The sequence below is a fragment of the Corynebacterium halotolerans YIM 70093 = DSM 44683 genome, from assembly GCF_000341345.1.
Lineage (GTDB): Bacteria > Actinomycetota > Actinomycetes > Mycobacteriales > Mycobacteriaceae > Corynebacterium > Corynebacterium halotolerans.
On record NC_020302.1, the window covers coordinates 1,903,213 to 1,929,744 of the forward strand.

The 26,532-nt window shown below is 69.0% G+C and carries 22 protein-coding genes; 6 read left to right on the forward strand and 16 right to left on the reverse strand.

From position 1 onward, the window contains the following. Positions 1–46: 46 nt before the first annotated feature. The 3 genes from mtr to A605_RS08895 all read left to right on the forward strand — a co-directional run bounded on the left by mtr (position 47) and on the right by A605_RS08895 (position 2,737). Complete coding sequence (gene mtr / locus A605_RS08885; protein ID WP_015401172.1) at positions 47–1,456, forward strand: mycothione reductase; 1,410 nt, start codon at positions 47–49, stop codon at positions 1,454–1,456. A 418-nt stretch (positions 1,457–1,874) separates the two neighbouring features. Further along, positions 1,875–2,306, forward strand: coding sequence for a hypothetical protein (locus A605_RS08890; RefSeq protein ID WP_015401173.1), 432 nt, complete (start codon positions 1,875–1,877; stop codon positions 2,304–2,306). A gap of 38 nt (positions 2,307–2,344) precedes the next feature. Further along, positions 2,345–2,737, forward strand: a complete 393-nt coding sequence (locus A605_RS08895) for a hypothetical protein (RefSeq protein ID WP_015401174.1) — start codon at positions 2,345–2,347, stop codon at positions 2,735–2,737. 318 nt (positions 2,738–3,055) lie between these two features. On the opposite strand, the gene A605_RS08900 is transcribed toward A605_RS08895, so the two are convergent. The 3 genes from A605_RS08900 to map all read right to left on the reverse strand — a co-directional run bounded on the left by A605_RS08900 (position 3,056) and on the right by map (position 7,228). Beyond that, on the reverse strand, positions 3,056–5,560 hold the full coding sequence (locus tag A605_RS08900; protein WP_015401175.1) for an ABC transporter permease: 2,505 nt from the start codon (positions 5,558–5,560) through the stop codon (positions 3,056–3,058). Positions 5,561–5,565: 5 nt separating this feature from the next. After that, entirely contained in the window at positions 5,566–6,285 is a 720-nt protein-coding gene (locus tag A605_RS08905) for an ABC transporter ATP-binding protein (protein ID WP_015401176.1), read from the reverse strand. A 73-nt stretch (positions 6,286–6,358) separates the two neighbouring features. Next, positions 6,359–7,228: a type I methionyl aminopeptidase gene (gene map, locus A605_RS08910; protein WP_015401177.1), complete on the reverse strand. Its 870-nt coding sequence runs from the start codon at positions 7,226–7,228 to the stop codon at positions 6,359–6,361. Positions 7,229–7,504: 276 nt separating this feature from the next. Between map and A605_RS08915 the strand changes: the two genes are divergently transcribed. Continuing rightward, on the forward strand, positions 7,505–9,658 hold the full coding sequence (locus A605_RS08915; RefSeq protein ID WP_015401178.1) for a LamG-like jellyroll fold domain-containing protein: 2,154 nt from the start codon (positions 7,505–7,507) through the stop codon (positions 9,656–9,658). A 12-nt stretch (positions 9,659–9,670) separates the two neighbouring features. Here A605_RS08915 and A605_RS08920 read toward each other — a convergent pair whose 3' ends face one another. The 4 genes from A605_RS08920 to dxr all read right to left on the reverse strand — a co-directional run bounded on the left by A605_RS08920 (position 9,671) and on the right by dxr (position 15,306). Further along, a complete protein-coding gene (locus A605_RS08920) occupies positions 9,671–11,548 on the reverse strand; it encodes a penicillin-binding transpeptidase domain-containing protein (protein ID WP_034990159.1) in 1,878 nt (625 codons plus the stop codon). A gap of 80 nt (positions 11,549–11,628) precedes the next feature. Next, a complete protein-coding gene (gene ispG / locus A605_RS08925; protein ID WP_015401180.1) occupies positions 11,629–12,792 on the reverse strand; it encodes a flavodoxin-dependent (E)-4-hydroxy-3-methylbut-2-enyl-diphosphate synthase in 1,164 nt (387 codons plus the stop codon). Between the two features lie 113 nt (positions 12,793–12,905). Beyond that, the gene (locus tag A605_RS08930) at positions 12,906–14,117 is read right to left on the reverse strand and encodes a M50 family metallopeptidase (protein ID WP_015401181.1); all 1,212 of its coding nucleotides are present in this window, start codon (positions 14,115–14,117) and stop codon (positions 12,906–12,908) included. Positions 14,118–14,136: 19 nt separating this feature from the next. Beyond that, entirely contained in the window at positions 14,137–15,306 is a 1,170-nt protein-coding gene (dxr, locus tag A605_RS08935) for a 1-deoxy-D-xylulose-5-phosphate reductoisomerase (protein ID WP_015401182.1), read from the reverse strand. 167 nt (positions 15,307–15,473) lie between these two features. Between dxr and A605_RS08940 the strand changes: the two genes are divergently transcribed. Further along, positions 15,474–15,947: a DUF2631 domain-containing protein gene (locus tag A605_RS08940; protein ID WP_015401183.1), complete on the forward strand. Its 474-nt coding sequence runs from the start codon at positions 15,474–15,476 to the stop codon at positions 15,945–15,947. Between the two features lie 319 nt (positions 15,948–16,266). Here the strand turns inward: A605_RS08940 and A605_RS08945 are convergent, their stop codons facing one another. Genes A605_RS08945 through rlmN form a run of 3 tightly spaced genes read right to left on the reverse strand, consistent with a single transcriptional unit; the run spans position 16,267 to position 19,836 of the window. Continuing rightward, positions 16,267–17,874: a hypothetical protein gene (locus A605_RS08945; RefSeq protein WP_015401184.1), complete on the reverse strand. Its 1,608-nt coding sequence runs from the start codon at positions 17,872–17,874 to the stop codon at positions 16,267–16,269. Next, the gene (locus A605_RS08950) at positions 17,867–18,718 is read right to left on the reverse strand and encodes an ABC transporter ATP-binding protein (RefSeq protein ID WP_015401185.1); all 852 of its coding nucleotides are present in this window, start codon (positions 18,716–18,718) and stop codon (positions 17,867–17,869) included. The genes A605_RS08945 and A605_RS08950 overlap by 8 nt, the downstream gene beginning before the upstream one ends. A 20-nt stretch (positions 18,719–18,738) precedes the next feature. Then, on the reverse strand, positions 18,739–19,836 hold the full coding sequence (rlmN, locus tag A605_RS08955; protein WP_015401186.1) for a dual-specificity RNA methyltransferase RlmN: 1,098 nt from the start codon (positions 19,834–19,836) through the stop codon (positions 18,739–18,741). 104 nt (positions 19,837–19,940) lie between these two features. Here rlmN and A605_RS08960 point away from each other — a divergent pair, with 104 nt between their 5' ends. Then, positions 19,941–20,414 (forward strand): LapA family protein, encoded by a 474-nt coding sequence (locus A605_RS08960; RefSeq protein ID WP_015401187.1) that lies wholly within the window; start codon positions 19,941–19,943, stop codon positions 20,412–20,414. Between the two features lie 46 nt (positions 20,415–20,460). Here the strand turns inward: A605_RS08960 and A605_RS08965 are convergent, their stop codons facing one another. The 6 genes from A605_RS08965 to rpsB form a co-directional block, all read right to left on the reverse strand. Then, positions 20,461–21,444 carry an LLM class flavin-dependent oxidoreductase gene (locus A605_RS08965; RefSeq protein ID WP_015401188.1) on the reverse strand — a complete coding sequence of 328 codons (984 nt, stop codon included), beginning with the start codon at positions 21,442–21,444 and terminating at the stop codon, positions 20,461–20,463. A 172-nt stretch (positions 21,445–21,616) separates the two neighbouring features. Then, complete coding sequence (locus A605_RS08970) at positions 21,617–22,519, reverse strand: phosphatidate cytidylyltransferase (protein ID WP_015401189.1); 903 nt, start codon at positions 22,517–22,519, stop codon at positions 21,617–21,619. A gap of 168 nt (positions 22,520–22,687) precedes the next feature. Then, the gene (gene frr, locus A605_RS08975) at positions 22,688–23,245 is read right to left on the reverse strand and encodes a ribosome recycling factor (protein WP_015401190.1); all 558 of its coding nucleotides are present in this window, start codon (positions 23,243–23,245) and stop codon (positions 22,688–22,690) included. A gap of 77 nt (positions 23,246–23,322) precedes the next feature. Continuing rightward, on the reverse strand, positions 23,323–24,009 hold the full coding sequence (gene pyrH / locus A605_RS08980) for a UMP kinase (protein WP_042440422.1): 687 nt from the start codon (positions 24,007–24,009) through the stop codon (positions 23,323–23,325). 304 nt (positions 24,010–24,313) lie between these two features. Beyond that, on the reverse strand, positions 24,314–25,141 hold the full coding sequence (tsf, locus tag A605_RS08985) for a translation elongation factor Ts (RefSeq protein WP_015401192.1): 828 nt from the start codon (positions 25,139–25,141) through the stop codon (positions 24,314–24,316). A 232-nt stretch (positions 25,142–25,373) separates the two neighbouring features. Then, positions 25,374–26,198: a 30S ribosomal protein S2 gene (gene rpsB / locus A605_RS08990; RefSeq protein ID WP_027004107.1), complete on the reverse strand. Its 825-nt coding sequence runs from the start codon at positions 26,196–26,198 to the stop codon at positions 25,374–25,376. Positions 26,199–26,532 lie beyond the last annotated feature (334 nt).

The window sequence follows — 26,532 nt, forward strand, 5'->3', positions numbered from 1 at the left end:
GATTACGAAAGATACCTCTATTTATCCGGACACGATTGGAGCTTTCATGGCCACCTCTGCGGACGCCGTCGCGGTTGACAAGCACTACGACCTGATCATCATCGGCACGGGCTCGGGCAACTCGATCCCCGGCCCGGAGTTCGAGGACAAGTCGATCGCGATCATCGAGAAGGGAACCTTCGGTGGCACCTGCCTCAACGTCGGCTGCATCCCGACGAAGATGTACGTCTACGCTGCCGACGTCGCCCTCGAGACGGCGGAGTCGAAGCGCTTGGGCGTCGACGCCCAGGTCACTGACGTCGACTGGCGGTCCATGGTCTCCCGCATCTTCAACCAGCGCATCGACCTGATCGCCGCCGGCGGCGAGGAGTACCGGCGCGGCCCGGAGACCCCCAACATCGACGTCTACGACCAGCACGCCGTCTTCGTCGGCGAGCGCACCCTGCGCACCGGCCAGGGCCTGGAGACCAGGACGATCTCCGGCGACCAGGTGGTCATCGCCTCCGGTTCGCGCCCCTTCGTCCCGGCGGCGATCGCCTCCTCCGGCGTGCGCTACCACACCAACGAGGACATCATGCGGCTGCCGGAGCAGCCGAAGTCCATCGTGATCGTCGGCGGCGGCTTCATCGCCGCCGAATTCGCCCACGTCTTCGACGCGCTGGGCACCGAGGTCACCGTGGTCACCCGCTCCCCCATGCTCCGCAACCTCGAGGCCGACCTGCGCGACCGCTTCAACCAGCTGGCTGCCCAGCGCTACACCGTCCTGGCCGGGCGCAACGCGATCGGCGCGAGCGAGTCCGATGACGGGGTGACCGTACAGCTTGACGACGGCTCGTCCGTCACCGCCGAGGTGCTGCTGGTGGCCACCGGGCGCACGCGCAACGGCGACCAGATGGAACTGGCCGCCGGTGGTGTCGAGATGACCGGGGACGGGCGCATCAGCGTCGACGAGTACGGCCGCTCCACCTCCGCGGAGGGCGTGTGGGCGCTCGGCGACGTCTCCTCGCCCTACATGCTCAAGCACGTGGCCAATGCCGAGATGCGCGCGGTGCGCCACAATCTGCTGCACCCGGAGGACATGCGGAAGCTGCCGCACGAGCACATCCCGGCGGCGACCTTCACCCACCCGCAGATCGCCACGGTCGGCCTGACCGAGGAGCAGGCCCGCAGGGCCGGCCACAGCATCACCACCAAAATCCAGAAGTACGGCGACGTGGCCTACGGCTGGGCCATGGAGGACTCCACCGGCATCGTCAAGCTCATCGCCGACCGCGACACCGGCAGGCTGCTGGGCGCCCACTACATGGGCCCGCAGGCCGCAACGCTCATCCAGCAGATGATCACCGTCATGGCCTTCGACCTCGACGTCCGCGAGGTGGCCACCAAACAGTACTGGATTCACCCGGCGCTGCCGGAGGTCACCGAGAACGCGCTCCTCGGCCTCGAGTTCGACTGATCCCGGTGGCCGGAGCTCTGCGGGGCGGGCGGACGGGCATGGGCCCGCGCCCCGTGGGGGCGGGAGCCGGAGCGTCAAATCGCCCTCACTGAACGGGGGTAACCTGTGGGGGAAATCACAGGCTGTTGTGAGTTGAAGACTCTTAATTGATAAGTGGTGCTTACCCAATTGTTTTTAGGGAAATGTAAGGGTAATTAAGCAGTTCACACAGGGAGAGAGCCCTAATAAAAGCTCCTTAAAAGCTGGTTTTGTTCTGCGACAAACCTGGAATTTGTTTAGGGTGATGTTTGACACCGGCGCGTGTCGACTCCATGCGGCACCCGGGTGTCACACGGCATGTCCCCGTTGACGTGCCGGGACACTACGGAATTCCGCGAAAGTCGGAAACCTAGTCAGACCTACCAGTTAAGGATTCCATATGCGTTCTTTCCGCACCGCCGCCGTCGCAGGCGCATCCGCACTCGCCCTCACCTTCGGCACCACCGCGGTGGCCACCGCCCAGGACGGCGACGATCTGCTCCCGCCGGAGGATGGCGTCACCCAGGAGCAGAATGACTCCATCGACCAGGGCGGCGACGAGATCCCGGTCGAGGACTACGAGCCCACCGCCCCGGAGCCGGATGAGGATTACGAGCCGAGCCTCTCCTCCGACATCAACACCGGTTCCTCGCTGGAAGGTGAGCAGCCCGCCCAGGGCCCGGCCATCTTCGGCTCCTCGAAGGACCTCGACTCCCAGCCGGCCTGGGCCCAGCTGCTCTACGGCGCCAGCATCCTGGGTGGCATCGGTTCCCTGATCGGCGTGATCGTGGGCCCGATCGTCAACTTCCTCAACCACGGTCCGCAGGCCTAAGTCCACCGCTCCCAGCTTCCCGAAAGTAGGCACCCCACATGCGCAAGTTCCGTAACGCCGCCATCGCGACAGCCACCGCCGTCTCCCTGACCTTCGCCGGCACCACCATCGCCGCCGCCCAGGACGGCGACGACGTTCAGGACGTCCAGGAAGACTCCTCCGTCCGCCTGTCCTCCGGTTCCTCCGCCCTCGGCCACGACCTCGGCGCCTGGTCCGAGCAGGACGAGGACGAGGAGAACCCGGAGGATCCGATCATCCGTGACGACGACCAGGCCTCCGGTAGCGACCTGCTCGGTGAAGAGACCGGTGAGAACCCGCAGTGGGCCGAGATCTGGCGAGACTTCACCGCTCTCGGCGTCGTCGGCGCAGTCGTCGGTGCTGTCATCGGCGGCATCAACTGGCTGAAGTACCAGGGCATCCTGCCGTACTGATCACCCGTCTCCTGACGAGACACAGCGAGACTTCAAGGGCACTCCCCCGGGAGTGCCCTTTTTGCATACCTCGGGCCGGTCACCCGGCTGCTTCCGTGGGGTGCATTCGATGCCCGGAGTGTGCAGCTGCGCACACTCCGGGCCATCGGGGCAGGGACTGAACAGGAAACTCCAGACCCGTGATCCGTTGCCGCGGTATCGATGACGCGCGCAGTAGGCGACGGCCTTCGGCCCTGCTCACCGTGATCCCGGCGGGCCACGCTGCGGTTCTCCCGGTCCAGCGCTCCCGGCCCCGGCCTCGCGCCCGGTGGGCGCCAGTTACAGCACGGTCCCGCGCCTCCGGCCGACCATCAGCTGGGTCAGCAGTCCGATGGCGATGGCCCCGACCGTGGCGACCGCGGTGATGGTGAGCACCTGTGTCCAGGTGACGGCCAGGCCCGGCACCTCGGCGGCGGCGACCGAGACGTCGGCGGCCCAGCCGCCCAGGGCACCCCCGGCGAGGCTGCCGACCAGCGCGGCGGGCAGGGTGAGCAGGAACATCTCCAGCCCCAGGGAGGCGACCGCCCCGTCGGAGGTCTGCCCCACGGAGTGCAGCACAGTGCGCTCCCGGGAGCGGTCCCGGACCGACAGTGCCACGGTATTGCCCACGCCGACGCCCGCGATGAGCAGGGCCACCACGGCCATGAGCGTCGACAGCGTGAGCACGCGGGTGACCAGTTCCTCGGCGTTGGTGCGCGCCCCGAACTCCTCGGAGACGCTGACCAGCTGTTCCTGGGCGGCGAGTGTCTCCCGCAGTCCCGTCAGGGCGGGGTTGTCCTCCGGCTGGAGGGCTGGTCCCTCGAGTCGGACCATCGCCACGGGCGTCGGCAGGTCGGGGGCCATCTCCAGCGGGATCCCGTTGGCGGTGGCGGCGGCCCGGCGCGCGGCGTCGGCGACGCCCGGGTCGATCACGGTGCGCGGGCCCTGACCGTGAATGACCGCGACATCGATGGGCTGGTTGAGCACCTCAATGGTGGTGACGGAGCCGTTGACGATCTCATCGCGCAGCGGCGAGTCCGCGGCGAGGACGAGTTCGCCCGGACCGGCGGCCCCGAGTACTGGATGGGTGTCGCGCATGACGGTCTCCGCCTCCCCGGCGGACAGGGCCAGCGCGGTGTCGGCGTCGCCCTCCCGGCCCTCCACCGTCACCGCCTCCGGCACGGCGACGGCCGCCACGCCCGGTGTCTCCCGGATGAGGGTGGCGGTCTCCGGGGCCAGCGGGTCCCCGATGCCGGCGACGACGACGTCGACGCTGCCGGCCGAGGCGGTGCGCTCCAGGATGACGGACTCGACCCGGTCCTGGCCGTGCAGGACCGCCGAGACGAGTGCCGTGCCGGCGACCAGGATGGCGACGAGCGCGCCCGAGCGCATGCGCTGCCGCCCGGCGAAGGCGGTGGCCAGCTGCACGACGGGACCGAGCCGGGCGGCCAGTGGGGTGAGCAGGCCGAGCAGCGCCGGCCACACGACGGCGGCGACCAGCAGGACGCCGAGGACCGCCACCCCGGCGGTGGCCACGGAGACGATGATCGCGCCGGTGGGCGACGCGGTGTCGAGAAGACCGCGCCCGGCCCAGGCCACGATGAGCAGGAGGATGCCGGCCACCAGCGCGACGAGCGAACCGAGGAGGGAGCCGCCGCCGGCGGACGAGGCATTGAGCGAGTCGACGACCGGTCGCTTGAGCACGCGGCGGGCCGCCGGCCAGGCGGAGACGACGGTCAGGGCCACGGCGCCGATGATGACCAGGACGAAGACGGCCGGGTCGACGGTGACCTCGTCGAGCGGGACGCGCACCCCGAGTCGGGAGGCCCCGGAACCGGCGAGAGTGGCCAGCCACCAGCCGAAGGGCGCGCCGAGCCCACCCGCGATCAGCGAGAGCATGACGGCCTCGACGAGGACGGACAGGGTCAGCTGCGGTGAGGAACCGCCGACGGCGCGGATGAGCCCGTACTCACGCTGCCGCTGTCCCGCGATGACCAGGTAGGAGGAGAAGATGACCAGGGCCGCGACGACCGCGACAACGACGAGGAAGGCCGCCAGCAGCAGGAAGTAGCGGGAACGGTCGCCGAGGTAGTCGGCGGCCAGTGCCCCGGCGCGGGCCTCGGCGGTCTCCATGCCGTCGATGGGCAGGGAGGCGTCCGCGGTCAGGAAACCGAGATCGTCGACGAGCGCCTGCGGGTCCGGCCCTGCGGAGGCGACGCGGATCTCGCCGCGCGCGGTGTCGGGGAACCAGGCGGACATCGCCTCCGGGGCGGCCAGCCACAGGTCGAAGCCGATGAGGTCTTCGCTGGCGGAGCGCTCGGCCCGCCCGACGACCGTCGCGGTGACGGGCTCGCCGCCGGAGGGCCGCAGGGTGATTGTCTCCCCCACCGCGCGTTCGCCGGTGGTCATGATCTCGCCCGGACCGGTGGGCAGGCGCCCCTCGGTGACCGTGCGCCACTGCTGTGGTCCGTCGGTGATCTGCTGGACGGTCCCGGAGGCGAACAGCGAGCCGTCGACCTCGACGGCGGCCGAGCCCTGCCGGTCGAAGGCGACGTCGGCGACGGTGTCGCGGGCGGCGATTTCCTCGACGATGAGCTGGGCGGTGCCGGAGCGCCCCGCACCGAGCGTGACGACGGCGTCGGTCTCGCTGTAGGCGCGGTCGAACATGCCGTTGACGGTCGTCGTCAGGGTGGTGACGATCGCCGCGGTGGCGACGGTGAGTGCGACGGCCGCGAAGATCGCGAAGAACAGGGACAGGTAGCGCGCGGAGCGGCGGCGCAGCTGCGCCAGTGCCAGGGTCAGCATGCCCGCTACTCCCCCGCCGACCGGGTTTTGGCGATGCGCCCGTCGCGCATGGTCACCAGGTGGTCGCCGCGGCGGGCGGCGGAGGGGTCGTGGGTGACCACGACCAGGGTCTGTCCGTAGTCGTCGACGAGCTCGCGGAACAGGTCGAGCACGGCCGCCCCCGACTCCGAGTCGAGGCTGCCGGTCGGTTCATCGGCGAAGATGACGTCCGGGCGCATCAGCAGGGCGCGGGCGATGGCCACGCGTTGGCGCTGCCCGCCCGAGAGCTGGTGCGGCAGGTGCCGCAGGCGGTCGTCAAGGCCCAGCCGCGTGACGACGTCGCGGAAGTGTCCGCGGTCGGGCCGGCGGGCGGCCATGCGCGTGGGCAGCAGGATGTTGTCGCGCACGCTCAGCACCGGCACCAGGTTGAACTCCTGGAAGATCACGCCGATGCGGGTGCGCCGCAGCCGCGCGCGGCCGTTCTCCGACAGAACCGCCAGATCGACGGGGCGGGCCTTCGCGTGGCCGCCGGCGAGCAGTTCCACCGAACCGGTGTCCGGCACGGACAGTCCCGACAGGCAGTGCAGCAGGGAGGTCTTGCCCGAGCCGGAGGGCCCCATGATGGAGGTCCACCTACCGCGCGGGAGTTCCAGGGAGACGTCGTCGAGGGCACGGACCTGTGCGTCGCCGCGCCCGAAGGACTGGGTGAGGTTGGTCGCCGTGATCACGGGAGCGGACGGGGACATGCGTGCCTTTTCGTGGACGTGGGAGCGGGGAACTCATCAAGCATACGGCCGAGCGGGGCGGCCGGTCGTATGTCTAGTCCTCGTCGGGCAGGGTGAGGATCTCGTTGCCGTCCTCGGTGATGACGATGGTGTGCTCGAACTGGGCGGTGAACTTGTGGTCCGAGTTCTGCACGGTCCAGTCGTCGTCCCAGATGGTGTAGTCGAGCTCGCCGAGGTTGATCATCGGCTCGATCGTCAGGGTCATGCCGGGCTCCAGGACATCGCGGTAGACGGTGGAGTCGTAGTGCAGGACGACCAGGCCGTTGTGGAAGGTCGGGCCCACGCCGTGGCCGGTGAAATCGCGGACGACGTTGTAGCCGAAGCGGTTGGCGTAGGACTCGATGACGCGGCCGATGACGTTGATCTCGCGACCCGGCTTGGCGACCTTGATGCCGCGCATCATCGCCTCGTGGGTGCGTTCGACGAGCAGGCGGTGCTCCTCGGAGACGTTGCCGGCCAGGAAGGTGGCGTTGGTGTCGCCGTGGACACCGTTCTTGTAGGCGGTGACGTCGATGTTGACGATGTCGCCGTCTTGGATGACGGTGGTGTCCGGGATGCCGTGGCAGACGATCTCGTTGAGGGACACGCAGGTGGACTTGGTGTAGCCGCGGTAGCCGAGCGTGGACGGGTAGGCGCCGTGGTCCAGCATGTACTCGTGGGCGACGCGGTCGACCTCGTCGGTGGTCACGCCCGGCGCGACGGCCCTGCCGGCCTCCTTCAGCGCGTTCGCCGCGATCTTCGACGCCTCGCGCATGGCCTCGATGACCTCGGGGGGCTGGACGAACGGCTCACCGACGTTTTCCTGCACCTCGTCCTTCCACACGTACTCGGGGCGCTCGATGTGCCTGGGGACGGTGCGGACGGGGGTGGGCTTGCCGGGGGTCAGAGGTGCGCGTGTGGTCATGAACGACATGGTAGTCGCGGGGTTCGCCACGTGTGACGGCGGTGGGGTCGGTGGTGGATGCGAACGGCGCGGCGTCCCGTGCCGGTGGCTTGGTCCGCGGCGTATGCCGCAGGACGTTTATCACGATCACCGAAATCATATGACCTTTACCGGATGCTCTTCCGGAGTTGTCCTGGATTTCACGCACCATTCAGAACCCGGGTCTACCTTGAGTTCGCTGACCTGCGCCTGTCCGGGGCCCGGTCAGCTCTTCAGTTTCCCGTTGAAAGGCCTTCCGTGACTAGTCGCTCCCTCTCGTTCACCGTCTCTGTGCTCACCGCCGCGCTCGCCACCTCCGGCGCTGTGGCGGTCGCCCACGCACAGGACGGTTCGCTGGGTTCCCGCTTCACCCTCGGGGTCATGCCCGACACCCAGTTCTACTCCCGCTACTCCACCCCGGACACCGGGAATCTCTACCAGGCCCGCTACGGATCGGAGCCCTTCGCCACCCAGGCGAGCTGGCTGGTGGAACATCAGGAGGAGTTGAACATCCCGTTCACCACCCACCTCGGTGATGTCGTCGACCAGTCCTGGGTCGCCCAGGAGTGGGAGGTCGCGGACCGTTCCCTGCGGATCCTCGAGGACGGCGGCATGAACTACTCCGTCCTGCCGGGCAACCACGACATCTCCGACGCCCGCCCCACCCCCTTCTCGCAGCACTTCCCCGCCGAACGTGCCGCGGACAACGACACCTTCGGCGGGCGGTACGAGGCCCCGAACAACGAGTCCGAGTACCACATCTTCGAGGCCGAGGGGCAGGAGTACCTGGTGCTCGCCCTCGCCTGGCGGGCCGACGAGGCCGCTCTGGAATGGGCCCAGTCCGTGCTGGACGCGCACCCGACTCTGCCGGTCATCCTCACCAGCCACGAGATCTCGAATATCGACGCCGACGGCGACATCTTCCTGTCGGATTCCTACGGCCGGCAGCTGTGGGATGCCTTCATCTCCCACAACGACCAGATCTTCCTGACGATCAGCGGCCACCACCACGGCGCGGGGTACCGCGTCGATGAAAACGACTACGGCCACGAGGTCGTCAATGTGCTGCAGGATTACCAGATGGCCTACCAGGGCGGAAACGGCCTGCTCGGACTGATCCAGTTCGACCTGTCCGGCAATCAGCTGGACATGACCGCCCTGTCACCCTGGGTGGCGGAGAAACCGGCCGAGACCCGCAACCAGTTCGACCATCTCATCCCGACGGGATCCGGCGACTCCTGGACCGTGGACCTGAACTTCGCCGAGCGCTTCGAGGGCTTCGCCCCGGGCTGGAGCATCGGTGAGGAGGACGATCCCGATTACGCCGCCCTGGCCCGCAGGGTCGTCTCCGAGGGTTATGTTCCCCCCACCCTCGAGGAGGGGGACCTGCCGCAGGGCCCCGAGGACTACCCGCGCGCCGAGAACACCGCCGTGCACTGGCGCCCCGGCTCCACCCTGATCGACGGCGCGCAGGCCACCGAGGGGCAGGCCGTAGGGCCCGGTGCCGTCATCCCCGACGTCGCCGGCGGCAACCACATGACCCGCGCAGCGTTGAATATCCGCGGTGCGGAGGGCGCGCAGGCGGCGGACGTCGTGTACACCACCGACACGCACCCGCTGTCCTCCGACACCGGTTCACTGCGGTGGACCAACCCGGCCGACGACCCCCGGCGCCTGAACTGGTTCGAAACGGCCGCCGACGCCCCGCTCAACACCGAAACCTTCGGGGACGGGTACACGTTCGAGTCCTTCATCAGGATCGACGAGAACTTCGACGGCGACAACCACTGGATGGGGGTGATCGCCCGCCAGGGCGCGCGCGGCGAACTCGCCGACGACATGCCCGAGGGAGAGGAGCCACCGGCCGCGCTGGCCGTCTCCTCCCTCCGGGAGATGCAGTGGACCACCGTGGCGACCGAGGGCGACACCACCGGATCCTCCAACTGGTCCCACGAGGTTCCGGTGGGTGAATGGCTGCACGTGGCCATCGTCAACGACCCGGCGGAGGACACCGTCGAGATGTTCATCAACGGCGCCCCCATCCTGCGGGACGTCCTCGACGCCGAGGGGCTGGCCTCCGCGGGCGATCCCTGGCTGATCGGCGCCAACATGTGGGCCGGCGATCCCGCCAACCCCTGGTACGGCTCCATCGGGGAGACCCGCATCGTCCATGACGCCCTGCCCGAGGATCAGTGGTTGACCGCCCGCGCCGGGGAGGATGCCGGGCCCGGCGACTCCACCGGCACAGGCTCCGCCCCCGGGTCCAGCGGTGGATCCAGCGACGGTGGTTTCCTCGGTCTGCTCGCGGCGATCGGCGGCATCGCGGCCGGTGCGGTCACCCTGCTCAACGTTGAGCACCCGGTGATCAACCAGATCAGGGAGCAGCTGCGGGCACTGGGCCTGCGGGCCTGACCCACCCCGGCCCTACGGCGCGTAAGCGGCCTCCTGCGCCACGGGCGGTTCCTGCCCGCTCCCCTCCCCGGGCAGTGTGTTCTCGGCGCGCATCTCGTCGAGCGTGCGGAAGAACTGGTCGGTGATGGCCACCGAGGTCTCCGAGCCGCCACCCAGGACCACCAGCGTGGCGAAGGCGATGTCGTCGTCGCGGAAGCCGGTGAACCAGGCGTGCGAGCCCTCGTTGATCTCGGCCTCGCCGGTCTTGCCGTAGATCTCTCCCCCGGCCTGCATACCGCGGGCGGTACCGGAGGTGACCGTCGCCCGCATCATGGTCTGCAGTTGTTCGATGGTCGCCGGGTCCGGGGCGGGCACCTCCTCGCTGACGATTGTCTCGTGTCCCTCGATCAGCACCGGTACGGGGGTCCGACCCGCTGCCGCGGTGGCGGACACCAGCGCAAAGCCGAAGGGGCTGGCGAGGTTGAGGCCCTGGCCGTAGCCGGCTTCCGTACGCTCCAGCGGGGTCTCACCCTCCGGGATGGTGCCGGTGACGGTGTCCAGGCCCGGGATCCGGTAGTCGATGCCCAGGCCGAACTGCTTGCCCATGTCAGCGAGCTGGCCGGGCTCGAGCCGTGTGCTCATGTCGGCGAACGTGGTGTTGCAGGAGGAGGCGAAGGCCCGCTCAAGGGGCACGTTGCCCAACGAGAACATGTTGTAGTTGATCACCACGCGCCCGTAGATGTTCATCGATCCGGGGCACGGCACGATCGAGCCCGGGGTCAGGCCCTGGTCCTGGACACCGGCCGCGGCGGTGATGATCTTGAACACGGAGCCCGGCGGGTACTGGCCGCTGAGCGCCAGGTCCCCGCGGGCGTCGGCCTTCTCCGTCTGGGCCACGGCGAGCACCTGGCCGGTCGACGGCCGGATGGCCACCAGCATCGCCTCCATGCCCTCGCGCATGTTCACCGCCTCCTGGGCGGCGCGCTGGACGTCGTGGTCCAGGCTGATGCGCACGGAAGGGGCGGGTTCGGCGGCATGGTGTTCCACGTCGTCGATGGGCGCGCCGTTCTCGTTGACCATCGTCACCCGCCAGCCGTTCGCGCCGTCGAGTTCATCCGCCACGATGCCCGAGACCCGGGAGATGATGTCCGGCGCGAAGTCGGGGTCCGTGGGCACCATCGCGGCCTCCTCGTTGAGGCGCACCCCCGCCACCCCGGACAGATCCCAGGCCACCTGCGGGCCCTGGTGTTCGTTGACCATACCCACCGAGTACACCCCGGCCGCGCCCTCGAACTGTTCGGCCAGCTCGCGGGCGTCGAGGGGCGCGACCGTGTCGTCGCGTTCGTGGGCGGCGTTGACCGCCGAGGCCACCCGGTCCGCCACGGCCCGCGGATCGTCGATGGCGTCGGTGTCGACCAGGATACGGTAGCTGACGCCGGGCCGGAGAATGGCCGCCCCGTCGGAGCTGATCACGTTGGCCTTCCCGGCGGGCACGGCACGCAGTTCGAGGTGCTGGTTCGCGCCCAGCCGCGGATGCAGCAGCGTGGGCTGCCAGCGCACCGTCCACTCCCCGTCGCTGCGGGTCAGGGTCATCGCGGTGTCGTAGGTCAGGTTGCGTTCGCGCGGCAACTGCCAGTCGAGGGTGTAGCGGGCGGTGGCGATGTTGCCGTCGGTGGTGATCTCGCCCGGGGTGACCTCCAGCCCCTCGGCCTGGAGACCGTCGTAGGTCGCGGAGATGATCTCCCGCGCCGGCGCGGGGGTGTCGATGAGCGACGCGACGGTCTCCCCGTCACGCTCACTCAGGGCCGCCAGAAAGTCCTCGACGACCGGGGCCGGGGTGTCCGGCTTCGGGGTGCACGCCGTCAGCCCCAGGATCACGGCCAGGACCATGATCAACGCCGTCGTTCTCATGGCAGGCAGATTAACAGCGCCACTTCACTTTCGCCCGGAAACACACCGGGGCGACACGCCGGAGGGGACCAGCGCGGAGGTCAGCGGGTGACCTTCACCTCGGCCCTGGTGCCCTCGACCTCTTCCAGGCCCTGCTCCTCGGCGATGCGCTGGGCCTCCTCGATGAGGGTCTCGACGATCCTGGCCTCCGGCACGGTCTTGATGACCTCACCCTTGACGAAGATCTGGCCCTTGCCGTTACCGGAGGCCACGCCGAGGTCGGCGTCGCGCGCCTCGCCGGGGCCGTTGACGACGCAGCCCATAACGGCCACGCGCAGCGGGTACTCCATGCCCTCGAGGGCGGCGGTGACCTCGTCGGCGAGCTTGTACACGTCGACCTGGGCGCGGCCGCAGGACGGGCAGGAGACGATCTCCAACTTGCGCGGCCGCAGGTTCAGCGACTGCAGGATCTGGTCACCGACCTTGATCTCCTCGACCGGGTCGGCGGACAGGGACACGCGGATGGTGTCGCCGATGCCCTGGCTGAGCAGTGCGCCGAAGGCGACGGAGGACTTGATGGTGCCCATGAACTTCGGGCCGGCCTCGGTCACGCCCAGGTGCAGCGGGTAGTCGGTCTGCTCCGCGAGCTGGCGGTAAGCCTCGACCATGGTGACCGGGTCGGAGTGCTTGACGGAGATGGCGATGTCGCCGTAGCCGTGCTCCTCGAACAGTCCGGCCTCCCAGATGGCGGATTCGACGAGCGCCTCCGGGGTGGCCTTGCCGTACTTCTCCAGCAGGCGCTTGTCCAGGGAGCCGCCGTTGACGCCGATGCGGATCGGGATGCCCGCGTCCCCGGCCGCCTTGGCGACCTCCTTGACGCGGCCGTCGAACTCCTTGATGTTGCCGGGGTTGACGCGCACGGCGGCGCAGCCGGCCTCGATGGCGGAGAAGATGTACTTCGGCTGGAAGTGGATGTCGGCGATCACCGGGATCGGGGACTTCTTCGCGATGATGGGCAGCGCCTCGGCGTCGACCGTCTTCGGGCAGGCCACGCGCACGATATCGCAGCCGCTGGCCGTCAGCTGGGCGATCTGCTGGAGGGTGGCGTTGATGTCGTGGGTCTTCGTCGTGGTCATCGACTGGACGCTGATCGGGTGGTCGGAGCCCACGCCGACGTTTCCGACCATCAGTTGGCGGGTCTTGCGGCGCGGGGCCAGGGTGGGCGCCGGTGCGCCCGGGAGTCCGAGTCCGATGGGGGTCGACACTTTGTGCATTCTCCTCGACTTGGGCGACGCGCGACACGCCGCCCACGGTGCAGGTTTTTGGGTCAGTCTCCCTCACCTTAGCACTGGGTGGGATCCCCAGAAAGGCACAGTGATCAGCCGAACAACCGCACCGGGTTGACGATGTCGGCCACGATCACGATCGCGCCGACCGACAGCAGGGCCGCCGCCATGACGTAGGTGACCGGCATCAGCTTCTCGTAGTTGGCGGGCCCCCCGGCGGGCTTGCCGCGCATCCGGCGGAACAGATCCCGGATCTTCTCGTACAGCACCACCGCGATGTGGCCGCCGTCCAGCGGCGGCAGCGGAATGAGGTTGAACAGGGCGAGGAAGAAGTTCAGCGAGGCCAGCATCATCCAGAACACGTCCCACAGGGAACGCTCCACCAGTTCACCGCCGACGCGGGAGGCGCCGACCACACTCATGGGGCCCTCGATATCGCGCTCGGCGCCGAAGATGGACGCGACCACGCCCGGGATCTTGGCCGGGAACTGGATGATGGCCTCGACGGTGCCCTCGAGCAGCTGCCAGGTGAACGCACCGGTGGCGCCGACGGCCTCGACGGGGCCGAACTGACGCACGGCGTTCTCGACCGGGGCATTGGCCACGCCGATCGCGCCGGCCCGGACCTCGAAGCCCTGCGGGTTCAGACGCGTGACGGAGGCGACCTCCACGGTGATCTCCCGCACCTGCCCGTCGCGCTCGACGGTGAGCACGGCGTCCTCGCCGGGCATGGTCAGCACGGTGTCGCGCAGCTCGTAGAAGTCCTCGAGCTCCTCACCGTTGAGGGCCAGGATCCGGTCACCGACGCGCACGCCGGCCTCCCCCGCGGGCCCGGTGCCGGAGCAGTCGGCCATGGTCTCGGTGTCGAGCTGGTCCGCCACGCACGTGACCTCGCCGACGGTCGGCGTGTGGTCGGCGTACGGGTTCGGGATCCCCGAGGTCACCGCCACGCCGTACAGGATGATGAAGCCGACGATCAGGTTCATGATCACGCCGCCGGAGAGCACGATCACCCGCTGCCACCACGGCTTGTTCACCATGGCGTGCGGGGCCTCCTCGGCGGTGACCGGATCCTGGGCGGTCATGCCCGCGATGTCGCAGAACCCGCCGACGGGCACGGCGGCCACGCCGTACTGCGTGTGCCCCTTACGCTTCGACCAGATGGTCGGTCCGAAGCCGATGAAATAGCGGCGCACGCGCATGCCGAAGGCCCGCGCGGTGAACATGTGCCCCGCCTCGTGCAGGGCGATGGTCACCGCGATGCCGAGGGCGAACAGGGCCACGCCGAGGAGATAGGCTCCCACGTTTCTCCTAACAGGTGCGTCAGCCGGCGAGGGAGTCGATCAGCGCGTTGGCCCGCGCCCGGGCCTCCGCCTCGACGGCCAGGATGTCGTCGACGCATGAGGGTACACCAGCGAACTGTGAGGCAGAATCCACGATCCCCGCGACCACGTCGACGATCCGCGGGAAGCGGATGCGCCCGGCCAGAAACGCCGCGGCGGCCTCCTCGTTGGCCGCGTTGTAGACCGCCCCGTGCGTGCCGCCACGCGTGGCGACGTCGCGCGCGAGCTGAACGGCGGGGAACGCGGCGTCGTCGAGTGGTTCGAAACGCCAGTCGTGGGCGGTGCTGAAGTCCAGCGCCGGTTGGGCGCCGGGCACGCGGTCGGGCCAGTCCAGGGCCAGGGCGATCGGCAGTTTCATCGACGGCGGGGAGGCCTGGGCGATGGTCGCGCCGTCGGTGAAGGTGACCATGGAGTGGATGATCGACTGCGGGTGGACGGTGACGTCGACACGGTCGGCGTCGATGCCGAACAGCAGCGTCGCCTCGATCAGCTCAAGCCCCTTGTTGACCAGTGTGGCCGAGTTGAGGGTGTTCATCTGCCCCATCGACCAGGTCGGGTGCTGCGCCGCCTGCCCGGGCGTGATGTCCCACATCCGCTCCCGCGTCCAGCCGCGGAAGGGCCCGCCGCTGGCGGTGAGCACCAGGCGTTCGACCTCGGCCGCGGTGCCCGAGCGCAGGCACTGCGCCATGGCCGAGTGCTCGGAATCGACGGGCACGAGCTGACCGGGCGCCGCGCGGTCGACCACCAGATCGCCGCCGGCCACCAGCGACTCCTTGTTCGCTAGGGCCAGCACCGCGCCGGATTCGATCGTGGCGAGCGTGGCCGCCAGCCCCAGCGAGCCGACGAGCGCGTTGAGCACCGTGTCGGCCTCCACCTCGCGCACGAGCTTTTCCGCGGCGTCCGCCCCCGCGATCACCGGCCCGCCGAGGGCGGCGGCGACGGTGTCGGCGGCGTCGTCACGAGCGACGGCGACCCGGCCGGGCGGCAGGCCCAGCGCACGGGCCTGGGAGATGATCAGCTGGGGGTCGGAACCACCGGCGGCGACGCCGGCGATCTCGAACTTGTCCGGGTTGCCGGCGACGACCTCGAGGGCCTGCGTGCCGATCGAGCCGGTGGAGCCGAGGATGAGAATGCGTTTGCGACTGGTCACTCCCCCATTGTTCCACGACGCGGAAGGCGGAATCGTGGGGGTGCCGTGCCCCGTCCGTGGGAGGGATGTGCAAAGATAATGGGCGAGAACTGTTGTTGAGCAACACGCCGTGCCCTAGATATCCGCGCCCGACGGCGGGCCGGACACGACGTGTTGATGAGAAGGAGATGAACGTGGCTGCTTCGCACGAGAAGGCGCCCGAGGTCCACCACGGCGTGTCCACCCTGGATGTGCCCTCCGCGGCCTGGGGCTGGAGTGACATCGGACGCAACACCATCCAGATCGCCGGCTGGATCTCCGTTCTGTTCCTGCTCGGCTACAACTTCGGCAACCATGAGGGCCACGTCGAGACCATCTGGCTCCTCGTCCTGACCGTCCTCGTCGTCATCGGCCTGCTGATCCACCTCTTCGAGCCGAAGCTGGCCCAGCGCCGCACCCTGACCGCCCGCAACAAGCCGGTCGGCCACCAGGAGCCGGAGTGGGCGTACCTGCAGAAGACCCTGTCGGGCCCCTACGCCGAGCTGACCGACAACCAGCTGATCGCCATGAACATCGATCCCACCCGCGTCCAGCACCTGCGCAAGATGCCGCGTGAGGACCAGCGCCCGCTGGAGTCCGAGCACCAGGGCTCGCTCCACTAGTCGGCTCCCCGACCTCCACCGCCCCTCGGCTCCGCTGTGAACAGCGCGCCGGGGGGGGGCGGTTTTCCGTGTCTGGACGCGGGTCCGGGCGGGCCGACGCGAGCTGACGTGGGCCGATCCGGGATATTACGTCTCCGGACCATTCACGGCTGACGGATGGGGCGTATCGCCCCTGCTGACGGTTCACCGCTTTTCCCCGGAGGCGTCATACCCCATGTCGCCCGAGACCCCCGTCCTTCGACGACGCGATCTCGCCCCGGAACCGCGGGCGGGCAGTACCCCGGCCACGCTCCAGGCCCGGCGAAGAATCAGGCCCGCCCTAATTCACCCACGCGCGGACCTTGTGGTGGATCTCCGGCAGGCGCCGCCCCACCCGGCGCGTGCACAGCGCCACCGACCCCGCGTAGAGAGCGGCCGGCAGCGCCAGGACCAGCACCACGCCGAGCCCCACGAGCCAGACGACGTCCGCCTGGTAGCCGACGGCGATGAGCGCCCCGCCCGGGGCCGCGGGGAGCCACCCCAGGAAGAGCGCGGCGAAGGCGGAGATGAACGCCGCCCCCGAGTAGCCCGATTTGTCGGCCCACGGGCTGGTGCCCGGCCGGGAGGTCGCGAACGGGTTGAAGGTGGTGAAGAACAGGGCGATCGCACCCGCGGCCACTGCCATCCCCACCGAGACCACCGCTACCAGCAGCGCGACATCGCGGGAGTCCGCCAGAATGATGCCGAGCACGTCGACCCCGATGAGCAGGACCACCAGCGGGGTCATCGACGCCGCGTGCCGGGCCAGCAGCAGCGTGCGCACCGGCACTCCCGAGGTCAGGTGCACCCAGGTGGCGGGCCCGTCGTGGCCGAAGTCGTTGGCGGCCAGGGTGCCGGCCATCAGCCCGATGAGGATCATGCCCATGAACATCGTCATCTCGTGGACGAGCACGCCCTGGATCAGGAAGAACGCGGCGATGACGGGGAACATCACCAGGCTGGCCAGCATGCGTGAGTCCCGCCGCAGGTAGCGCACGGCCCGGGAGTACACCATCGCCGCCGGCGTGTACGGCAGGCCGGGCAGCAGCAGTGGAGTGCCGGCCTCCGCCTCCCGGTGCTTGTCCGGCTTCTCCCCGGAGGAACCTGCGGCGTCGAGCGGCGCCTCGAGCTGCCGCTCCACGGCCCGGCGCCACCACCAGCCGCCCATCACGAGGGTGGCCGCGGCGACGCACAGCTGGCCGAAGGCGATCAACCAGCGGCCCTGCACCGCGGAGGTGACCACCGCGGCGCTCGCGCCGAAGGGCGTCCAGCCCAGCACGTCACCGACCAGGTGGAGGGGGATGGCCTCCACGCCGAGGCCGGCGAAGGCGTTGAAGGCGAAGAGGAAGAGCACCACGAGCAGCGCACCGATGATGTTGGACCGTTCCCGCGACGTCCGGCCTCCCCCGCTGCCCAGCGTGGCGACGAGTTCACCGAGGAGCAGCGTGGTGACCAGCGCGGCGAGCATCGCCACCGGCAGGACGACGGCCGCGAACACGTGTCCCGCGCCCGCCAGCAGGATGACCCCGGCGATCGTGGTGACGGCCGTGCACACCACCGCGATCACCCCGCGGCTGGTCAGCAACGTCGACCACGCCAGCGCGGGCAGGAGCTGCCGGGTCGTGACCGGCAGGGCGGCGAACATCGCGGGGCGCAGCTGGGCCTCCCCCGACGGCAGGACGACCGCCACGCCCGCGTACGCCAGCGTGCCGACGCCGACCATGCCCGCCAGCGCGGACCACTGGTCCTGCTGCGCGGCGAGCACCGCCATGGCCGTGAGCAGCGCGAGCCCGCCCAGTGCGTAGATCACGACCAGCACCGTGAGCATGCCGGCAGCGATATTGTCGCGCATGTTGCGCGCCCACAGGGTGCGCTGGAGTTTGAGCAGCAGCGAGGTCGTCTCACTCATCGCCGGCCTCCCGGGGGTTCCGGGGCCGCTGGAGCGGGTCCCGGGCGCCGCGCAGCCAGCCGAGTGCGCCCTCGCGCAGCTGCCCGCCGCCGACGAAGCCGACGAAGGTGTCCACCAGCGAGCTGCCCTGGCGCACCTTCTCGACGTGCCCGGCGGTGAGCACCCGGCCGTGGTGGATGATGGCGACGTGGTCGCACAGGCCCTCCACCAGTTCCATGACGTGCGAGCTCAGGACCACGGTGCCGCCGCGCGCGGCGAAGTCGCGCAGGATCTGCTGGATGAGCCGGCCGGAGACCGGGTCGACGGCTTCGAGCGGTTCGTCGAGGATGAGGATCTCGGGGTCGTGCAGCAGGGCGCCGGCCAGCAGGATCTTCTTGGTCATGCCGGCGGAGTAGTCGACGATGTACTTCTCCCCCGCCTCGGCGAGCCCGAGGGCGTCGAGCAGCTCGCCCGAGCGGCGGGCAACCTCCTCGGCGTCCATACCGCGCAGCCCGCCGAGGTAGGCCAGGTACTCCGGACCGGAAAGCCGGTCGAAGACGGGCACGCCGTCGGCGAGCAGTCCCATGGCGCGTTTGGCGGGCAGCGCGTCGACCCAGACGTCGTGCCCGCTCACCCAGGCGCGCCCCTCAGTGGGGCGCGCCAGGCCGGTGGCCATGGTGATCATCGTGGTCTTGCCGGCGCCATTGGGGCCGACGAGGCCGTAGATGGAACCGCGCGGGATGTCGAGACTCAGGCGGTCGACGGCGACGGCCGTGCCGAAGACCTTCGTCAGGTCACGGACGGCCAGGGCCTGCGTGGTCGGGTCGGGGGCGAGGGGCGGTAGATGCGGAATCGGTGTGTTCACGCATTACAGCGTAGATTCCGTCAGCGCTCCTCGGCGGCCAACTGGCCGCAGGCCGCCGCGATCTCCTGTCCCTTGGTGTCACGCACCGTGCAGCGCACGCCCTGGGCGTTGACGCGGCGGACGAACTCGTCCTGGCGGGCCTTCGGCGCGGCGTCCCACTTCGAGCCCGGGGTGGGGTTGAGCGGGATGAGGTTGACGTGGACCAGCGGGCCGAGGGCGTCGTGGAGCTTCTTGCCCAGCAGGTCGGCGCGCCAGTCCTGGTCGTTGACGTCGCGGATGAGCGCGTACTCGATGGACACGCGGCGGCCGGATTTCTCCGCGTAGTAGCGCGCGGCGTCGAGGACCTCGGCGACCGGCCAGCGGTTGTTGACCGGCACCAGGGTGTCACGCAGCTCATCGTCCGGGGTGTGCAGCGACACCGCGAGGGTGACGGACATGTCCTCGTCAGCGAGCTTGCGGATGGCCGGGGCCAGGCCCACTGTGGAGACGGTGACGTTGCGCTGCGACAGGCCGAAGCCCTTCGGCGCGGGCTCGGTGATCTGGCGGACCGCGGAGACCACGCGCTTGTAGTTGGCCAGCGGCTCGCCCATGCCCATGAACACGATGTTCGACAGGCGGGAGCCCTCCGCGTGCATCGTGGCCGCGGCGGCGCGGACCTGGTCGACGATCTCGGCGGTGGACAGGTTGCGGTCCAGCCCGCCCTGGCCGGTGGCGCAGAACGGGCAGGCCATGCCGCAGCCGGCCTGGGAGGAGATGCACAGCGTGGCGCGCTCGGGGTAGCGCATGAGCACGGACTCGAGCAGGGTGCCGTCGTGGAGGCGCCACAGGGACTTGGAGGTGTCGCCCTCGTCGGTGTCGAACACGCGGACGGGCGTCATGAGGGTCGGGAACAGGGCGTCGGCGACCTTGGCGCGGGCGTCGGCCGGCAGATCGGTCATGGTCGAGGTGTCAGCCTCGAAGCGGCCGTAGTAGTGGCGGGCGATCTGGTCGACGCGGAACTTCGGCAGGCCGAGTTCGCCGAGCGCCTCGACGCGCGCGTCGGCGTCGAGGTCGGCGAAGTGCTTCGGCGGCATTCCCCGTTTGGGGGCGGCGAATTGGAGTTTCACGGGTTGGGCCATAATGATTCCATCCTTGCACGTCGGAGGTGCTGTTATCGAATTGTTGGGACGACCGTCACTGCGGAAGGTGGCGGGTTACGGCGGTCGCGCGTTGAATACGGGGTATGACACACTCCCCGCGACACCCTGATGAGCGAGACACCCCGTCGATCGACCCCTCCGCGGAGACCGCCCGCAGCGGGGTACCGGCCGGGTTCGACGACGCCCCACGTGACGACACCCGCGCCGTGGCGGTACCGGACGCCCCCGAGGACACCGCCACCGACGCCGTCCCGGCGAAGCCCACGGAGAAGACCCGGGCGGGGAAATCCGCGGGCCGGGTCGACGGCTCGCTGGCCGGGAGCACCTGGGCGGCGCTGATCGTCGGCGCACTGCTGCTTATCCTGCTGCTGGTGTTCATCCTGCAGAACCAGCAGCAGGTGGAACTGAACCTGTTCGCCTGGTCCTTCCAGTTCCCCGCGGGCATCGGCTACCTGTTCTCCGCCATCGCCGGCGCGCTGATCATGGCGCTGGCGGGCGGGGTACGCATGATCGAGTTGCGCCGCCAGGTGAAGAAGCTGCGCAGGCAACAGCGGTGACATTCTCCCGGAGCACGTGGGGGCGCCCCGCGCACACCGTTTGAGCTCAGAACCAGGCCTCGGCCAGCAGCTGCAGTGAGCGGTTCCGGACGGCCGGATCGAACGCGTAGGTGACGGTGATGAGCTCGTCGGCGCCGGTGCGTGTCACGAACTCCTCCAGCTGCCCCTTCACCGTCTGTGGGGCACCCACCGCCTTGATCCGCAGCATGGACCGGTCTCGGCTGCCCTGCCCCGTGAGCGTCTCCGGGTCCACCGGCGGTTGGATCCGGCGGGACCGGCCGCGCTGGATGTCGAGGAACATCTGCTCGACGGTCGTGAATTCCCGCTCCGCCTCCTCGTCGGTGTCGGCGACCATGACGTTGACGCCGGCCATGACGTAGGGCTCGTCAATCTGGGCGGTGGGTGATTCGGTGGTGAATGCGTCCCGGTACACCTGAATGGCATCCTCCACCTGGTCGGGCGCGAAATGCGAGGCCAGGGAGAAGGGCAGACCCAGTTGTCCGGCGATCGACGCGCCGTTGACAGTTGAACCAAGCACCCAGATGGGCACCTCGGTTCCGGCCGAGGCGGCGGACATGATCGGCATACTGTGCGCGGTACCCGTTTCACCGAACCAGCCCTGCAGGTCATAGATGCTCTGGGCGAAGGCCTGCGGCTCGGCCGAGGAGCGATTCAGCGCCTGGGCGGTCATCCGGTCTGTTCCCGGAGCCCGCCCCAGTCCCAGGTCGATCCGGTCCCCATGGATATTGGCCATGGTTCCGTACTGCTCCGCCACCATCAACGGAGCGTGATTGGGCAGCATCACCCCGCCGGAACCGAGACGGATGCGCTCGGTGACCGAGGCGGCCCGGGAGATCAGCAGCGCGGTGGCACTGGAGGCGAGATTCGGGGTGTTGTGGTGCTCGGCGAACCAGAGCCGACGGTAACCCAACTGGTCGGCGAGGCGGGCGGACTCCATCGAGGCGGCGATGGCACCGCGGGCCGTGGAACCCTCGGAGATGGAGACCAGATCAAGAATGCTCAACGGCACAGACAAATCGGAGTTTCCTTACATCAACAGAAAATACATGCCTACACCAGAGACAACCAGCCCCCACGGCACTTCATTCCCACCCGCTGCAGATCGGAGCGTGACCGTCAGCCCGCCGGCGGTGACCGGGACGCCAAATACTGGGACGGCGGGCGGGTGTCCGGCCTCGGCTTCAGCCGCCGATGAGGCTGAGCACCAGCCAGGTGACCATGGCCGAGGGCAGCATGCCGTCGATCCGGTCCATGAATCCGCCGTGTCCCGGCAGCAGCCCGGACATGTCCTTGATGCCCAGTTCGCGCTTGAACTGGGACTCGACCAGGTCCCCGAGGGTCGCACAGACGACCAGGCCCACCCCCAGCAGGGCACCCACCCACCACTGGTGCTCGAGCAGCAGGGACACGGACAACGCTCCCGCCACCACCCCGCCGATGACGGATCCCGCGAAGCCCTCCCAGGATTTCTTGGGGCTGACGGCCGGTGCCATCGGGTGCGAACCGAACATGACGCCGACGACGTAGCCGCCCGTGTCGGAGGCGACCACGCACAGCATGAAGGTGATGATGTAGAACCCGCCCGGCACCCCGTCAGCCGAGTCCGCGGAGATCAGGGAGAGCATCGCGGCGAAGCTGGCGAACAGCGGGATCCAGGTGAGCACGAAGATGCCGACGGCGGTGTCGCGCAGGTAGTTCTTCGGGGGCGTGCGCCGGCCGTGGGAGAACAGCCGGCCGAACATGAGCACCAGCACCGCGGTGACGAACGCGGCGACGAGACCGTTGGTGCCGAACGGCCAGGACAGCCACACCATCGCCTGCCCGAGGACGATCATCGGCACGAGCGGAATGAGGTAGGAACGCTCGTTCAGCCGGGTGACCACCTCCCAGGTGGCCACGCCGACGGCGGCGGCGACCAGCGGGTACCAGCCGAGGGGGCCGATCCACACGGCCAGCAGGGCCAGCGCGCCGAGGACCACGCTGACCCCGACGGCAACCGGCAGGTTGCGGCCGGCGGAGTTCCTGGGACGGGGCAGATGGTCCACACCCAGGGGACGACGGGATGCGCCACTGACGTCACTCACCTGGCTCCTCCTGCTTCATGTCTGGTCGTTGATGCGTGCTGACCGGGGTCATCGCACGCGAAGGCGCACAAAAACACCGCCTCCCGGGGGCACGACCGGTGCACCTGAGTCTAGTGTGCGGTCGGTCTCCGGCCCGGATGGCGGTGCCCGGAGTGTTCTGCTCGGAGGTCAGACCTCCATGAGCTCATCTTCCTTGCGGGTGACGAGCTCGTCGATCTGGGCGACGTAGGTCTGGGTGGTCTTGTCGAGATCCTTCTCGGCCGAGGCCACCTCGTCCTCGCCGGCGTCGCCGTCCTTCTGGAGCTTCTTGAGCTGCTCCATACCCTTGCGGCGGATGTTGCGGATGGCGATCTTGCCGTCCTCGCCCTTGGACTTGGCCAGCTTGACCATGTCGCGGCGGCGCTCCTCGGTCAACTGCGGGATGGTCACGCGCAGCACCTGACCGTCATTGGTGGGGTTGACACCGAGATCGGAGTTGCGGATCGCGTTCTCGACCTCGTTCATCGTGGACATGTCGTACGGCTTGATCAGCAGCATGCGGGGCTCGGGCACCGAGATCGTCGCCATCTGCGGGATGGGCGTGGGCACGCCGTAGAACTCGGCGATGACGCCGTTGAACATGGCCGGGTTGGCGCGGCCGGTGCGGATGGTCACGAGCTCCTCGCGGGTGTGCTCGACGGAGGCGGTCATACGCTCCTCGGACTCGAGGAGAATGTCATCGATCATGGGGGCGGTTCCTTTGCTACTTGACGTGTCGTCGCGCTCACCCGCGGGTGTGACGCACGAACCTCGGGATAAATCTATCAGGACTTGACGAGGGTGCCGATGCGCTCCCCCGCCACCGCACGGGCGATGTTGCCGTGGGTGAGCAGGTTGAACACGAGAATCGGCATGCTGTTGTCCATGCACAGGGAGAAGGCGGTGGCGTCGGCGACCTTGAGGCCCTTCTCGATGACCTCGCGCGGGGTGATCTCGTGGAAGAGCTCGGCGTCCGGGTTGGTGCGCGGGTCGTCGGAGTACACACCGTCGACGGCCTTGGCCAGGAACAGGACGTCGCAGCCGATCTCCAGCGCGCGCTGGGCGGCGGTGGTGTCGGTGGAGAAGTACGGCATGCCCATGCCGGCGCCGAAGATGACCACGCGGCCCTTCTCCAGGTGCCGGGCGGCGCGCAGCGGCAGGTAGGGCTCGGCGACCTGGGCCATGTTGATGGCGGTCTGCACGCGACACTCGACCCCCTCCTGCAGGAGGAAGTCCTGCAGGGCCAGACAGTTCATCACGGTGCCGAGCATGCCCATGTAGTCGGAGCGCGCCCGGTCCATGCCGCGCTGCTGCAGCTCGGCTCCGCGGAAGAAGTTGCCGCCGCCGATGACCACGGCGATCTCGGCGCCGTCGCGGGCGACCTCGGCGATCTGGCGGGCGACGTTCTCGACCACGTCCGGGTCGATACCGACCTTGCCGCCACCGAACATCTCACCCCCCAGCTTCAGCATCACTCGCTTGTAGCCGGTTCTCGTCGAGCTGTCAGGGGTGGTCACCGTGCGATCTCCTTTGGGTGGGGTGCGGTGGACGCCGGGGCATGGCTCATCGACACGCGATCAGTCGGGCCGACGCCTCGGGGGTCTTGATGTCGGGTCCATCCTACCGAACGGCCACCCCACGATGTTCTCCTGCCCGGGCACGGCGGACCGTGCACCATCCCCCGGTGAAAAAGCACCGGACCCCCGGGCCGCGCGGGGCGGTCCGGGGGTCCGGTGGGCTGAACGGAGTCAGCGGGTGCCGTCGGAGGCGGGCAGCCTACTGCTGGCCGACCTCGAAGCGGACGAAGGAGGTCAGCGTGACGCCGGCCTCGTCCATGAGCTGCTTGACGGTCTTCTTGTTGTCGGCGACGGACGGCTGCTCGAGCAGGACGACGTCCTTGTAGAAGCCGTTCAGGCGGCCCTCGACGATCTTCGGGATGGCCTGCTCCGGCTTGCCCTCCTCGCGGGTGATCTGCTCCGCGATGGAGCGCTCCTTCTCGACGACCTCGGCCGGAACGTCCTCACGGGTGAGGTACTGGGCCTTGAGCGCGGCCACCTGCATGGCGGCGGTCTTGGCGGCGTTGCCGGCCTCATCGCCGGAGCCGGTGTAGGCGACCAGCACGCCGACGGCCGGCGGCAGGTCGGCGGAGCGCTGGTGCAGGTACACGGAGACGTTGTCGCCCTCGATGGTCGCGGCGCGGCGCAGCTCGAGCTTCTCGCCGATCTTGGCGGACAGCTCCTGGATGGCGTCCGCGGCGGGCCGGCCGTCGACGTCGGTCTGGGCGAGCTCCTCGGCGGAGTTGGCCTTGGCGGCGGCGGCGGCGTCGGCGATCTTGGCGGCGAAGTCCTTGAACTCGGCGTTCTTGGCCACGAAGTCGGTCTCGGAGTTGACCTCGATCATGGTGTTGCCGGAGACCGCGACCAGACCCTCGGACGCGCTGCGCTCAGCGCGCTTGCCGACGTCCTTGGCGCCCTTGATGCGCAGCAGCTCCACGGCCTTGTCGAAATCGCCCTCGGTCTCCTCCAGGGCCTTCTTGCAGTCGAGCATGCCGGAGCCGGTGAGCTCGCGGAGCTTCTTGACGTCTGCAGCAGTGTAGTTCGCCATAGTTCGGGCGATCCTCCTCGTGTAGGAACAGTATTCGTTGGGAAAGACTAGCTGACGCGCCGCGCTCTCGCCGGAGACCGGGTCCGGCGTGTGGCTCCCGTCAGCGGGCCGGGGTCGGCGGCGCATCGGCGGAACGGACGGGAAAGCCCCCGCCCCCGGCCGGCCCCGCAGGACGCGGTGCGTGCACTGGCAGGGGTGGCGGGATGGCGGGGGCGCCGTTCCGGGCTGGGACCTACTGCTCGGCGGCGGCGGTCTCGGTGGCCTCGGCTGCCGGAGCCTCGGAGGACTCGGCGGCCTTCTCGGCGTCGGCCTCGACCTTCTCCTGGGTGTCGCCGGCGGCCTCCCTGGCGGCGGCCAGCTGACGCTCCTCGCGGGCCTTCTTGCCCTCCTCCACGGCGGTGGAGATGACCTTGGACAGCAGGGCGGTGGAGCGGATGGCGTCGTCGTTGCCCGGAATCGGGAAGTCGACCTCATCCGGGTCACAGTTGGTGTCGAGGATGGCGACGACCGGGATGTTCAGCTTCTTCGCCTCGTCGACGGCGATGTGCTCCTTGTTCGTGTCGATGATCCACAGGGCGGAGGGCACCTTGGTCATGTCGGCGATGCCACCGAGCACGCGCTCGAGCTTGGTGCGCTCGCGGGTGAGCATGAGGACTTCCTTCTTGGTGCGGCCCTCGTAGCCGTTCTCCGCGGCGTCCATGGCCTGCAGTTCCTTCATGCGGTGCAGACGCTTGGACACGGTCTGGAAGTTGGTGAGCATGCCACCGAGCCAGCGGTGGTTGACGTACGGCATGCCGACACGCTCGGCCTCGTTCTGCACGGCCTCCTGGGCCTGCTTCTTGGTGCCGACGAACAGGATGCTGCCGCCGTGGGCGACGGTCTCCTTGACGAACTCGAACGCGGTGTCGATGTAGGTCAGGGTCTGCTGCAGGTCGATGATGTAGATGCCGTTGCGGTCGGTGAAGATGAAACGACGCATCTTCGGGTTCCAACGGCGGGTCTGGTGGCCGAAGTGGACACCGGCGTCGAGAAGCTCGCGCATGGTTACGACTGCCATGTCACGCTCACTTTCTGTCTAGGGTTTCGGTTTCTGTGGAGCTCGTGCAGGTTTTTGTCCTGCACCCTAGCGACGAAGACCGTCCGACACCCTGGGAACATGCCCCCGGGACCTCGTCGGAGCCGGCTCCCCCATCTCGGGGCTTCGCCGCGCGTAGTCAGCGGGCCCTGGTGAGGACACACTGCTGTCACCGAGTTTAGCCCCTGGCAGGACGGTCGCCAAAACGACGCGCAGGTTGTCCACAGGGCGGGTCCCCGGACGCAACTTCCGCCCCACCATCCACAGGAGGACGCGTTCCGACGTCGCACCCGTCCCCCGAAGGTGGGAGGGTGCG